This is a genomic window from Mesorhizobium sp. P2_C4 (genome assembly GCF_056404575.1).
On the sequence record NZ_JBFUDT010000002.1, the window covers coordinates 491,766 to 503,706 of the forward strand.

Below are 11,941 nucleotides of genomic sequence, written 5' to 3' on the forward strand. Positions count from 1 at the left end.
CCCAAGAGGTTACGACCTTCAAAAACCAGGGGTCGGAAATTGAGCGATGCAATTGCGGACGTTTTGAACTGGCTTGAAAGCAGGGACGACATCCACAGCCTGAGGGCTGCGGTGTGCGACTTGAACGGCATCATGCGCGGCAAGCGCATCCCGGTCGAACAGGCCCGCAAGGCGCTGGAAGGCAAGCTGCGCATGCCTTTTTCGCTGATCGGGCTCGACGTCTGGGGCGAGGACATCGAAGGCAATGCGCTGGTTTTCTCGACCGGCGACGCCGATGGCCTTTGCCAATGGACGGGACGCGGCATCCTGCCTGTCAGCTGGACAGCACACCCGACAGCCCTGGTCCCGCTCTGGCTTGCCGACGAAACCGGCGCGCCGTTCCTGGGCGACCCACGGCGGGCGCTGGCCCGCATCCTCGATCGCTACGCAGCCCTTGGCCTGACGCCGGTCGCCGCCACGGAACTTGAATTCTATCTCGTCGACCCGCAATCGCAGCGGCCGGTCGGACCGGTATCACCGGTCACCGGGCGCCGGCTCGATTCCGACGCCGCCCTTTCGATCGACGAGATCGACGACTTCGAAGCTTTTATCCACGACGTCTACGACGCCTGCCGCACGCAAGGCATTCCCGTCGACACCGCGATTGCCGAGAACGGTGTCGGCCAGTTCGAGATCAATCTGAACCATGTCGCCGATGCCTTGCGCGCCGCCGACGATGCCGTGCTGTTCAAGCGCACCGTCAAGGGCATCGCCCGCAAGCACGGCTTTGCCGCCTGCTTCATGGCCAAGCCCTATGGCGACCGCGCCGGCAACGGCTTTCATGTCCATTTCAGCCTCACCGATACCGAAGGTCGCAACGTCTTCGACGACGGCAGCGATCAGGGTTCGGAAACAATGCGCCATGCGGTCGGTGGCCTGCTTGCGGCCATGGCCGAGAGCACGCTGGTGTTTGCGCCGCACTTCAACTCCTACCGCCGGCTGCGGCCGCGCTCCTATGCACCGACCGCTGTGGCCTGGGGCTATGAGAACCGCATGGTCGCAATCCGCATTCCCGGTGGGCCGACCAGCGCACGCCGCATCGAGCATCGCGTTTCGGGAGCCGACGCCAATCCATATCTGGTGCTGGCGGCGATCCTGGGTGCGGCGCTGATCGGCATCGAAAGGCAGCTGTCGCCGGGCGATCCCGCCGGCAATGACGGTCAGGGACTGCCGCCGGCCAAGCTGCCGCCGGACTGGGCCTCGGCAATCGCCAGCTTCGAAAGCGGGCAGCATGTGGCGGAGATTTTCCCGGCCATCCTGCGTGACTCCTTCATCGCCTGCAAACGCCAGGAGCTGAATACGTTCGCGCTCAATGTCAGCGACTTCGAGCTCGAGACCTATCTCGAAAGCGTCTAGGCCGCCCCTTCGCAACGAATAATCCAATCAACGGCGACCTGCCGCAAACTCAATCCGCTTGCCGGGTTGGGTTTGAAATCTTCTCGCTCATTTAATTCTACAAAATCGGTAGTCTTAATGCACATGGATCGCTTTGCGAGGAGCCCAAAATGTCGAAAAAGCTGGTGGTGGGGGTGTCGGGCAACCTGACCCGTCCGTCGAAGACCAAGGCATTCGTCAGCCACATCGTCGGCGAAGTGGCGCAAAACACCGGCGCAGCCTCGACCGTCTTCGACATCGAGGATCTCGGTCCTTCCTTCCCGCAGGCAAGGCGACTTGCCGATCTCGATCCATCGGCCCGCAACATCGTCGAGCAATTGCTGGGCGCCGATATACTGGTCGTCGGCTCGCCGACCTTCAAAGGCAGCTATACCGGACTTTTCAAACATTTCTTCGACTTGCTCGACCCGTCATCCCTGAGGGGAAAGCCGATCATCCTCGCAGCGACCGGCGGCGGCGAGCGTCATTCGCTGATTGTCGAACACCAGCTGCGACCTTTGTTCGGCTTCTTCGAGGCGCTGACCTTGCCGACCGCGATCTATGCCTCCGACAAGGACTTCGCCAATGGTGTGCTGGTGTCCGAGGCCATCCAGGCCCGCGCCCGGCAAGCGGTCGCCGAGGCAAGCCGGATCGTCGGGGTGCCCGCCAGTGTCAGCGTTGCCGCCTGAACCGCGTCACCGGCCAACAATCCAGTATCCCCTTCCCGCACCGTCCAGAAGGAAAGCGCAATGACCAGACCCAGCAAGTCCCGACAGATCAAGCTTGGCGCCTTCCTGCCCGGTGGCGGACAGCATATCGCGGCATGGCGCCATCCCGACGCGCCGGCCGACGGCGCAACCAATTTCGAGTTCCACAAGCAGCTTGCGCTGACCGCCGAGCGCGGGCTGTTCGATGCCTATTTCCTCGCCGACAATCTGACGGTCGGTCTTGGCGCTCGCGAGGGCGGCAACGCCAAGATCGCCGGCTTCGAGCCGGTCACATTGTTTGCGGCATTGGCGCCGCTGACCACGCATCTGGGCTTCATCGCCACGGCATCCACCACCTATGAGGAGCCCTACACGCTTGCGCGCAAATTCGCCTCGCTCGATCTGTTGTCCAACGGCCGCGCCGGCTGGAATGTCGTGACCTCGGCCGGTGATGAGACCGCCCAGAACTTCAACCGCGATGTCCAGCCCAACCATGCCGAGCGCTATGCAAGGGCACATGAGCATGTCGACACGGTCAAGGCGCTGTGGGACAGCTGGGAGGACGACGCCTTTATCCGCGACAAGCAGTCTGGTCGCTTCTACGACAAGGACAAGCTGCACGACGTCGACCACAAGGGCGAGCATTTCAGCGTCAAAGGTCCACTCAACGTGCCGCGTCCGGTGCAAGGGCATCCGGTGGTGGTGCAGGCCGGACAGTCCGAGGATGGACGCGGGCTCGCCGCGCACTCGGCCGAGGTCATCTTCACCGCCCATCAGAAGCTTGAGACGGCGCAGGAATTCTACCGCGACATCAAAGCGCGCGTGGCCGCTGTCGGCCGTGATCCCGACCAGGTGCTGATCATGCCCGGCGTGGCGCCCTTCGTTGGCCGCACCACTGAAGAAGCGCGAGAGAAATACCAGCAGCTTAACGACCTGATCCTGCCGGAGGACGGCGTTGCTTTGCTCAACGGCTTGGCCGGCCAGACACTCGACATCAGGGGCTATCCGCTCGATGGCCCGCTGCCGCCGAGCAAGGAAACCGAAGGCATGAAAAGCCGCCAGGCGCTGATCCGCCAGATCGCCGACGAGAACAACTTCACCATCCGCCAGCTCTACCAGTGGGTAGCGACGGCGCGCGGCCACTACACCATCGTCGGCAGCGCCACGGAGGTGGCCGACCTGCTGGAGGAATGGTTCACCAGCGAGGCGGCCGACGGCTTCAACATCCTGCCGCCCTGGCTTCCGGGTGCGCTCGACGACTTCGTCGACCTCGTCATCCCCGAGCTGCAGCGCCGCGGCCTGTTTCGCACCGCCTACGAAGGCAGGACGCTGCGCGAGAACCTTGGCCTCAGGCGGCCGGAAAACCCGTGGACATCAGCACGCTCGACCGTGCTGGCTGCCGAATAATCCTCCGGCGCGCCAACAATCTTCCAAGAAAGGGCAAGACGATGACTTTGCAGCACATCGAACGGCCGATCACGATCGGCGCACGCCGCAGCGGAACCGGCGTAGACACTGACTTCCTGCGACCCAGCGGCCGGGCGGCCGTCCGTTTCCTGTCGCGCTACGGCGTTCTTCTAGGGTTCCTGGCGCTCTGGCAGGTCGCGAGCAGCGTCGGGTGGGTCAATGCGGCGGTGCTGCCGCCGGTCGACATGATCGTTGCCGCCCTGTGGAAAGGACTCGCCGGCGGCATCTTGCTCGGCGACATCGCCATCAGCCTGCAGCGCGCCGGCATTGCCTTCGCCGCTGCCGTTGCGGTCGCCATTCCGCTCGGCCTGTTCATGGGCCAGGTGCGCGCCGTCGAAACCGCGCTCGACCCGATCCTGCAGCTGTTCCGGCAGACTTCGGCGCTGGCGCTCTACCCGGTGTTCATCCTGTTGCTGGGGCTGGGCGAAACCTCCAAGATCTTCGTCATCTTCTGGGCGACTTTGTTTCCGCTGCTGCTCAACACCACCAGCGGCGTCAAGGAAGTCGATCCAAAGCTGCTGGAAATGGCGCGCGTCTATGGCGCGACGCGGCTCACCGTGTTCCGCCGCGTCGTGCTGCCCGGTGCCATTCCCTCGATCTTCGTTGGATTGAGGCTGAGTGCCACCACGGCGCTCTTGCTGCTGATCGCGTCTGAAATGATCGGCGCCAACAAGGGCATCGGCTTCCAGGTGATGAACGCGCAATACAATTTCCAGATCCCGCTGATGTTCGCGGCGATCGTCATCCTCGCCGGCCTCGGCCTGATCGCCAACCAGGCGCTGGTTGTCCTGCAGCGGCGGCTGTGCCGCTGGAGCAATCCCGTCAACTGACCAACCCTCTCAATCTCGGCCTGCCCCTCCTCTCGACTTAGGAAAGATCGGACCATGAAAATCACTCGTCGTTCCCTGCTTGCCGGTGCACCGATTGCCGCCGGCATCATCGCTGCCGGCCTGCCCCGCTTCGCCTTTGCGCAAGCCGCAGCCGTCAAGTTCCGTTACCTCGCCAGCCGGGGCAGCATCTCCCCGCATGAGCTGGCCTACGAGCTCGGCTATTTCAAAGACCTTGGCATCGAGCTGGAGAATGTCGGCTATGCCGCCGGCGGCCCGGAATCGCTGTTTGCGCTTTCCTCCGGCAGCGTCGACCTCGGTTCGGCCGCCACCGCCGCGGTGATCAATTCGATCTCCGGCGGCAACGACTTCGTCGCCGCCTATCCGAGCAACGGCATCAACAGCCAAGTCAAAAGCGTCTTCTACGTGCTGGAAGACAGCCCGATCAAATCGATCGCCGACATCGCCGGCAAGACCATCTCGGTCAACACGCTTGGCGCCCATCTCGACTATACGGTGCGCGAGGCGCTGCACAGCGTCGGCCTGCCGCCGGATGCCGCCAACCTTGTCGTCGTGCCCGGGCCGCAGCTCGAACAAACTTTGCGCTCGCGCCAGGTCGATATCGCCGGGCTGGGCTACTGGCAGGCGACCTTCGCCGGCGCGCTGGTCGCCAATGGCGGCGTGCGCGGCGTGTTCAACGACACCGACGTGCTGGGTGAACTCGCCGGCGGCTTCGTCGTGCTGCGGCGCGACTTCATTGCCGCCAACCCGGACGCCGCGCGCAACTTCGTCGAGCAGTCGGCCCGCGCCGCCGACTGGTCGCGGCAGAACCCGGACGAAGCTCGCAAGGTGCTCGCCGACATTCTCAACAAGCGCGGCGAAAATGGCGATCTCGCCAAATACTGGACCGGCTTTGGCCTGCGCGAAGGGGCGAAGGCGGACGACCGCGACATCGATTTCTGGGTCGCCGTGCTGGAGCGCGACGGTCGCCTGGCCAAGGGCAAGCTGAAGGCCGCCGACATCCTGTACCGGCCCGGCGAAACCAAGACGAACTGAGCGCTGAAATGACTGGCACCAACCGCGGCGGAGAGGTCTCGATCCGCGACCTCTCCAAATCCTTCACGCTGGGCGGGCGTCAGCTTGCCGTACTGAGGACGCTCAACCTCGACGTCCGCTCCGGTGAATGCCTGGTCATTGTCGGCGCCAGCGGCTCCGGCAAGACCACGCTGTTGCGCATCCTGGCCGGGCTGGAGGCAGCCGACAGCGGCGGCGTCGCCATCGACGGCAGACCGGTTCACGGCGTCGGCGCCGAGCGCGCGGTGATCTTCCAGGAACCGCGCCTACTGCCTTGGCTGACGGTGCTCGGCAATGTCGCCTTCGGCCTCGAAGTGCGCGGCGTGGCCAAGGCCGACGCCGAGGAAAGAGCCCGCTTCTACATCGCGCTTGTCGGCCTCGCCGAATTCGCCGATGCTTGGCCGAGCCAGCTTTCGGGCGGCATGGCGCAGCGCGTCGGCATCGCCCGGGCACTGACCGTGCAGCCGGAAATCTTGCTGCTCGACGAACCGCTCGGCGCGCTAGACGCCATGACCAAGATCGGCATGCAGGAGGAACTGGCCCGCATCTGGAGCGAGGAGAACGTCACCATGGTCATGGTCACTCATGATCTGGAAGAGGCGATCTATCTTGCCGACCGGGTGCTGATCCTGCCCAAGGAGAAAGGCGGCGCGGCACGGTTGATCGATGTCGACTTGCCCCGCCCGCGTGACCGCAGCGAAAGCCGGTTCGTGCGCTATCGCGAAGAACTGCTGCGCGAGTTCGGCCTGCACTGACCGAGGTCAGTCGGTCAGACGATCGGCTTGCCGGCTATAGCCTTCCGTAGCGCGTCGTTGATGCGATCCTGCCAGCCGGGCCCATCCTCCTGAAAATAATCCAGCACGGCACGGTCGATCCTGATTGAAACAAGTTCTCTGACATTGGGCGCGGCTGATGCTTCACGAACCGGCGCCGCCGGTTTCTTGATGGGTTTGAAGGCGGCTTCGGCAGCCTCCATTGGATTTGTCGGTCGGCGCGGTGGATTTGCCATGAATTGACCCTGGGTGAAGACGGTTTTGATGGTGCACGAAGGCGCCACAATAATCCATGTGGCGCGAGATTGTCGTTCATTTCACCGGCAAAACCCCGAATTCACCTTCCGTGTGACATCGGCAACGTGCATTGCACCTTGCCGCAGACTCCGCGTTCTGATTCCCTGTGGCATGGCCACGAGCCTGATTCTGGCATCCCTCACGACCAAGTTTTCGTGCGGGTGCCGGCAACGATCATGTCGACCACGCTTTCCCAGGGAGAAACGGCAATGAACACCGCGACCAGGCCGGAAATCTCCGAGATGAGGCCGAAGATAACGGTCGTCGGCGTCGGCGGCGGTGGCGGCAACGCCATCAACAACATGATCGCCGAGGGCCTGCAGGGCGCGGAATTCATCGTCGCCAACACCGATGCCCAGGCGCTGACCATGTCGAAGGCATCGCGGCTGATCCAGTTGGGCGCTCACATCACCGAAGGTCTGGGCGCCGGGTCCCTGCCCGAAGTCGGCCGCGCCGCAGCCGTGGAATCGATCGACGAGATCATGGACCATCTGGCGGGAACGCATATGTGTTTCGTCACCGCCGGCATGGGTGGCGGAACCGGAACCGGTGCCGCGCCTGTCATCGCGCAGGCCGCGCGGGCAGCGGGAATTCTGACCGTGGCCGTCGTCACCAAGCCGTTTACCTTCGAAGGCAAACGCCGGATGCAATCGGCCGAAGAGGGCATCGAGCGGCTTCGCGAATGCGCCGATACGGTGATCGTCATCCCCAACCAGAACCTGTTCAGGATCGTCGATGCCAAGACCACATTCGCCGACGCTTTCGTCATGGCGGACCGCGTCCTCTATTCGGGTGTCGGCTGCATCACCGACCTCATCGTCAAGGAAGGCCTGATCAATCTCGACTTTGCCGACGTAAAGTCCGTGATGCGCGACATGGGCCGCGCCATGATGGGCACCGGCGAAGCCACTGGCGAAGGCCGCGCCAAGCGGGCTGCCGAAGCGGCAATCGCCAACCCGCTTCTCGATGAAGCCTCGATGATCGGCGCCAAGGGCGTGCTGGTCTCGATCTCCGGCGGCATGGACATGACGCTGTTCGAGGTCGACGAGGCCGCCACCCGCATCCGCGAGGAGGTCGACGCCGACGCCGACATCATCGTCGGCGCCATATTCGACCGGGCACTGGCGGGAAAGTTCAGGGTGTCGGTTGTCGCGACGGGATTGCGGCGCGGCGTTGAGATGCCGCTGCTGGCGGATCAGAAATTCGCATGAATTGAACGGCGCCTCGCGCCGGGTACTTTGGCAAAGCGCCTGCGATGTCGGCCAGCGCGCTACTTCGCTCGCGCCGACGCCTGATAGACCAGCGACGTCCAGCTGTTGCTCGACGCGAGGTGGCAATAGAGCAGCGCCAGTGCGCCCGATTTGCGCAGGTCAAGAAAAGCCTCGTCGCTCAGCTTGTTGAAGGCCGGCTCGTCGATCACCTGGAAGTCCGTGAGGTTGAGGATCTCGCCACCTTCCAGCGTCACCTTGCTCTGGCGCGGCGCGAACAGCCCATGCGCGTCGATCTTCTCGACCATCGCCCTGGTCGCATTGAAGTCGATCTGGAACTGGTTGCAGAAGGCGAGCGCCTGTTTCGTCGCCTCGGTCGGCTCGGTGCCGTTGAAGAACGGCGCCATCTTGCCGCCTTCGTCGCGGAATGGCGCCAGCAGCTGGTCGACAACACGCTCGCTGGCGCGGTCGACACACAGCGTCAGCCGCCCAGATGTCTTGCTGTCGTCGGCGAGGATGAAGGGGTAGCGGCGGACATAGGCCGGGATGTAGTGCGGCTCCGTCCATTTGCCGCTGGCATCGACGAACAGGTTCTCGTTCTGGCGCAGGCCGGTGATGATCACCGGCGCCTTGGCCGCCCCGACGAAGACGATCGGATAGGAGCGCATCGCCGCCGGCATTTCCGAGGCCACCACCGGAATGGCATTGGCGGAGCGGGCGAAGGAGAAGTCGGTCCGCGCGGTCAGGCCGAGCGAACCGTGCCGCAGCGGGTTAAGCGCCTCGGGCCTGGCGTAGAACAGCGGCAAGGCAGCGCCCGTCGCGTTTTCCGCTGCCGGTGCCGGCTTTGTCTCGCTGTCAGCCATTGCCCGTCTCCCTGTTGCCGCCACCCGATCGCGTCGGTTCAATTAACGCATGATGCCGAAAAGTCGAAATCGTTTTTTTGTTTCGCTGACACTTGCGTCGGCAAAGGAGCGTGCATGGATTCGAAGTAGTGCGGGTTGGCACGACAGTTTTGCGCGCGTAAATTCCGGAAGGCGCCAGGCGGCTATGGACAGCTTGCCGCGAAGCGGCGACATTGCCGTTTTGTGCGGGCAGATAGGGCGAACAGCATGGCTTCTGTAGCGGATTTCGAACGTGCGGTCGGGTCGGTTTTCGGTATTGCGATTGGCGGCAGGTCGGTTTCCCTCGAACTGACCGCGGTTCGCCAGATCGTCGCCAGCCCGCGCCCCGGCGGCGGCTTCGCGCTGATGTTCAAAGGGCCGCGCGACATAGGGCTGCCCCAGGCCACCTACCACTTCACCAATGACGCCATCACCGACGACATCTTCATCGTGCCGGTTTCGGTCGACGCGACCGGCTATGTCTATGAGGCCGTCTTCAACTGATTTTCGGGCGATCCGGCCAATCAGAGCGACGATCGGACCAACAGGGCACTCCGCAGCTGAGGACGGCTGGAGACATGATCGACTTTATCGAGATCGCAGGCGTGTTTGACCAAGCAGCGTGCAGTGCGCTGTGCGCGGAAATCAGGGCTGGCTGCGGCGGCCCGGCCGGCCTGATGGGGCGCGCGGGCCAGAAGCCGGAATGGTCGGAGGTTCGCAGGACCAGGCGCGCCGAGGTCTCGCCGGCGACCGAAGCGCTGGTGAACATGCTGCTGGCGCAGCAGAAGGCAGCGCTGGAGCAGCATTTCGGCGTCGCGCTCGGCCACGTTGAAAAACCCCAGTTCCTCCACTACCAGGAAGGCGATTTCTTCGTCCCGCACCAGGATGGCAACACGCCGCTCGTTCACGACGAGTCGCGATTCAGAAAAATCTCGGCGGTGATCTTTCTCAACCGCCAATCGGACGATCCCACGCCCGAAAGCTACACAGGCGGCTCGCTGGTCCTGCATGGTCCGTATAGCGGTCCGGATTTGCGCGTCGCCATGCCGGCGCTGCCGGGCTCTCTCGTCGCATTTCGTTCGGAAACGACGCACGAAGTCACCCCGGTCACCCGCAACGAACGTTTCACCATCGTATCCTGGTATCGCGGCGCGTGACGATCAGCCCGGCGAACGAACCATCAGGTCGTAGACACCCTTGTCCTCGGCGACAGCAAAGCCAAGGCGCTGGTAGAGCCGCCGCGCCGGATTGTTCTTCTCGACATGGATTGAGACCGCCTTGCCGATGGCGGCAGCCTCATCGATGAGATCGGTGAGCAGTGCCGCGCCGAACCCCTTGCCGCGATACGCCGGCAGGAAGGAGATGTCGATGATGCCATACTGGTTCCGCCAACGCTCGACATAGAGGCGGCCGATGTCGTCGGCGCCAAACATCACCACCAGCCAGTCGGCTTGCGCATAATGCTGCCGGTAATGTGTGTGCTGTGCCCGAAACTGCATGTCGAGAAATGCGGTCTTCTGCGCCTCGGTCCAGGATGTCACGGCCAGTTCTTCGGCACGGGTCGAGGCATAGACCCGTGACAGGAATGGCAGATCGGCATCCGTCATCGGACGAAACGTCAGTCCGGCGCCAGCCGACCGTACCCAGCCGGCCGAAACCACCACGCGAAAGTCGTTCATCGAAAAATCAGGGCCGTGACGGGAATACGCCCTGCAGCGCGATGCAGAAATAGCAGGTGAGATAGGGCTGCATGTTGTTGTGCGGCAGGCCGCCGCCGGCAGGCGCGAGCGCTTCCGGCGCCAGTTGGACATTGATGGCTGGGTTTGAGCCCAGATACATCTGGTTGCCCGCCGCCACGAAATTGCCTTGGGGTGTCTTGAAGGAGCCATCGTCTTCGGCGCCCAGCATGGTATGCGCATGGGCCGGCATCTCGCTTTCGAGCAGCGTCACGGTCTCGGAACCGCCAGTCTCACCGAGATCATGCAACGACAGGCCGGGCCCTTGCCCGGGGTGCATCGGCGCGCGACCCTGAAGATCAGGCAAGGCAAAATTGCTCTTGCCGTTGCCGCCATAGGTGGTGCCGAGCAGTGAGAACAAGGCGGTGTTCTGAGACAGCGGCAGCAACTGCCCGTCGCACCAAGCCCATCCCGTGGGCGCGAAATTGAACGGAAAGATGCGGATTTCGGCGACGAACGGGTTGGCCATGACGGACCTCTTTAAGTCTGCGAGGGGAATATCCCGAACAGCGAGATGATGAAATTGACACAAAGGTAGGGTTGGAAATTGTCATGCGGCTGGCTGCCGCCCGTGCTCGAGATGGCATTGGCAGCCATGGGTGACGCGTTGTCGGCAAGATTGTAGTAGGTCTGAGCCTGCGTATTGGCCAATACCGAACTGGTCGGCAGCTGCGACGTGGCCGTCGCTGTGGACCCCAACGGCGCATGCGAATGCGCCGGGATCTGGGTGACCGTCAGCGTCACCGTTTCGACGCCGCCGGTTTCGGCCTGGATAAAGCCGTTGCCCTGATGGATCGGAAGGCGCCCTTGCAGATCCGGCAGTGCGAACGTGCTTTCCCCGTCGCCACCATAGGTGGTGCCGATCAACTGAAACAAAGTCTCATTCTCTGAGATCGGCAGAAGTTGTCCACTGCAGAACATCCAGCCGGCCGGCGCGAAATTGCCGGCAAATATACGAACTTCGCCTACATAGGGTTGTCCCATGGTTGCGCTCCCTCAATTCTGCGACGGAAAGATGCCCTGCAGGGCAATGCAGAAGCTCAACGTCAGAAACGGCTGCATGTTGAGATGCGCCTGGCTGCCACCGGTATTCGAGACCGAAGCCGGCGCCATGGCCACCAGCTGACTGGCTGTGCCGTAGGTGTTGGCCGGAGCTTTGGTGAGAATCGCGCCATTCGGATTGGCGACCCCTCCGGGATTGCTATTGGCATTGATCATGTGCGTGTGCGTGGGCAATTCCGAGATCGATAGCGTATGGGCCGGCTCGCCGCCACGCTCGCCGAGTGTATGACCGCCGCCGACGTGGATCGGCGCGCGTCCCTGGTAGTTGGGCAGCGCGAAATTCACGCGACCATCGCCGCCGAACGTCGTCCCCAGCAGCGAAAACAACCCCTGGTTCTGGTTGATGGGCAGCAACTGCCCATTACAAAGCGCCCAGCCCTTCGGCGCGAACACAAAAGACATGATTCTGATTTCGGAAAGAAATGGTTCCGACATCGTCGCTCCCTCGATTTCGATCCATACCAAACAGATACTTCTAATTTACGCAACGTCACGC

The 11,941-nt window shown here is 63.1% G+C and carries 15 protein-coding genes; 9 read left to right on the plus strand and 6 right to left on the minus strand.

The features are described from left to right. Nucleotides 1-39: 39 nt before the first annotated feature. The 6 genes from AC1DX6_RS08750 to AC1DX6_RS08775 all read left to right on the plus strand — a co-directional run bounded on the left by AC1DX6_RS08750 (nucleotide 40) and on the right by AC1DX6_RS08775 (nucleotide 6,243). Nucleotides 40-1,395: a glutamine synthetase family protein gene (locus AC1DX6_RS08750; RefSeq protein WP_477312338.1), complete on the plus strand. Its 1,356-nt coding sequence runs from the start codon at nucleotides 40-42 to the stop codon at nucleotides 1,393-1,395. A 149-nt stretch (nucleotides 1,396-1,544) separates the two neighbouring features. Then, on the plus strand, nucleotides 1,545-2,102 hold the full coding sequence (gene msuE, locus AC1DX6_RS08755) for an FMN reductase (RefSeq protein ID WP_477312339.1): 558 nt from the start codon (nucleotides 1,545-1,547) through the stop codon (nucleotides 2,100-2,102). Nucleotides 2,103-2,162: 60 nt separating this feature from the next. Continuing rightward, complete coding sequence (locus AC1DX6_RS08760) at nucleotides 2,163-3,527, plus strand: LLM class flavin-dependent oxidoreductase (RefSeq protein WP_477312340.1); 1,365 nt, start codon at nucleotides 2,163-2,165, stop codon at nucleotides 3,525-3,527. Between the two features lie 41 nt (nucleotides 3,528-3,568). Next, nucleotides 3,569-4,417, plus strand: a complete 849-nt coding sequence (locus AC1DX6_RS08765) for an ABC transporter permease (RefSeq protein ID WP_477312341.1) — start codon at nucleotides 3,569-3,571, stop codon at nucleotides 4,415-4,417. Between the two features lie 54 nt (nucleotides 4,418-4,471). Continuing rightward, the gene (locus AC1DX6_RS08770; RefSeq protein WP_477312342.1) at nucleotides 4,472-5,470 is read left to right on the plus strand and encodes an ABC transporter substrate-binding protein; all 999 of its coding nucleotides are present in this window, start codon (nucleotides 4,472-4,474) and stop codon (nucleotides 5,468-5,470) included. Nucleotides 5,471-5,478: 8 nt separating this feature from the next. Next, complete coding sequence (locus AC1DX6_RS08775) at nucleotides 5,479-6,243, plus strand: ABC transporter ATP-binding protein (protein WP_477312343.1); 765 nt, start codon at nucleotides 5,479-5,481, stop codon at nucleotides 6,241-6,243. Nucleotides 6,244-6,257: 14 nt separating this feature from the next. On the opposite strand, the gene AC1DX6_RS08780 is transcribed toward AC1DX6_RS08775, so the two are convergent. Continuing rightward, nucleotides 6,258-6,497, minus strand: coding sequence for a BrnA antitoxin family protein (locus tag AC1DX6_RS08780; RefSeq protein ID WP_477312344.1), 240 nt, complete (start codon nucleotides 6,495-6,497; stop codon nucleotides 6,258-6,260). Between the two features lie 270 nt (nucleotides 6,498-6,767). Between AC1DX6_RS08780 and ftsZ the strand changes: the two genes are divergently transcribed. Further along, nucleotides 6,768-7,769: a cell division protein FtsZ gene (gene ftsZ / locus AC1DX6_RS08785; protein ID WP_477312345.1), complete on the plus strand. Its 1,002-nt coding sequence runs from the start codon at nucleotides 6,768-6,770 to the stop codon at nucleotides 7,767-7,769. Between the two features lie 59 nt (nucleotides 7,770-7,828). On the opposite strand, the gene AC1DX6_RS08790 is transcribed toward ftsZ, so the two are convergent. After that, on the minus strand, nucleotides 7,829-8,629 hold the full coding sequence (locus AC1DX6_RS08790; protein ID WP_477312346.1) for a SapC family protein: 801 nt from the start codon (nucleotides 8,627-8,629) through the stop codon (nucleotides 7,829-7,831). Between the two features lie 246 nt (nucleotides 8,630-8,875). Here AC1DX6_RS08790 and AC1DX6_RS08795 point away from each other — a divergent pair, with 246 nt between their 5' ends. Both AC1DX6_RS08795 and AC1DX6_RS08800 read left to right on the plus strand, forming a co-directional pair. Next, the gene (locus AC1DX6_RS08795) at nucleotides 8,876-9,151 is read left to right on the plus strand and encodes a DUF6916 family protein (protein ID WP_477312347.1); all 276 of its coding nucleotides are present in this window, start codon (nucleotides 8,876-8,878) and stop codon (nucleotides 9,149-9,151) included. Between the two features lie 74 nt (nucleotides 9,152-9,225). Continuing rightward, nucleotides 9,226-9,804 (plus strand): 2OG-Fe(II) oxygenase, encoded by a 579-nt coding sequence (locus tag AC1DX6_RS08800; protein ID WP_477312348.1) that lies wholly within the window; start codon nucleotides 9,226-9,228, stop codon nucleotides 9,802-9,804. Nucleotides 9,805-9,807: 3 nt separating this feature from the next. Here AC1DX6_RS08800 and AC1DX6_RS08805 read toward each other — a convergent pair whose 3' ends face one another. The 4 genes from AC1DX6_RS08805 to AC1DX6_RS08820 are packed head-to-tail and all read right to left on the minus strand — an operon-like array spanning nucleotide 9,808 to nucleotide 11,880. Next, on the minus strand, nucleotides 9,808-10,326 hold the full coding sequence (locus AC1DX6_RS08805; protein WP_477312349.1) for an N-acetyltransferase family protein: 519 nt from the start codon (nucleotides 10,324-10,326) through the stop codon (nucleotides 9,808-9,810). 7 nt (nucleotides 10,327-10,333) lie between these two features. After that, on the minus strand, nucleotides 10,334-10,852 hold the full coding sequence (locus tag AC1DX6_RS08810; protein WP_477312350.1) for a phage tail protein: 519 nt from the start codon (nucleotides 10,850-10,852) through the stop codon (nucleotides 10,334-10,336). An 11-nt stretch (nucleotides 10,853-10,863) separates the two neighbouring features. Then, on the minus strand, nucleotides 10,864-11,367 hold the full coding sequence (locus AC1DX6_RS08815; RefSeq protein ID WP_477312351.1) for a phage tail protein: 504 nt from the start codon (nucleotides 11,365-11,367) through the stop codon (nucleotides 10,864-10,866). A gap of 12 nt (nucleotides 11,368-11,379) precedes the next feature. Continuing rightward, the gene (locus AC1DX6_RS08820) at nucleotides 11,380-11,880 is read right to left on the minus strand and encodes a phage tail protein (protein ID WP_477312352.1); all 501 of its coding nucleotides are present in this window, start codon (nucleotides 11,878-11,880) and stop codon (nucleotides 11,380-11,382) included. Nucleotides 11,881-11,941 lie beyond the last annotated feature (61 nt).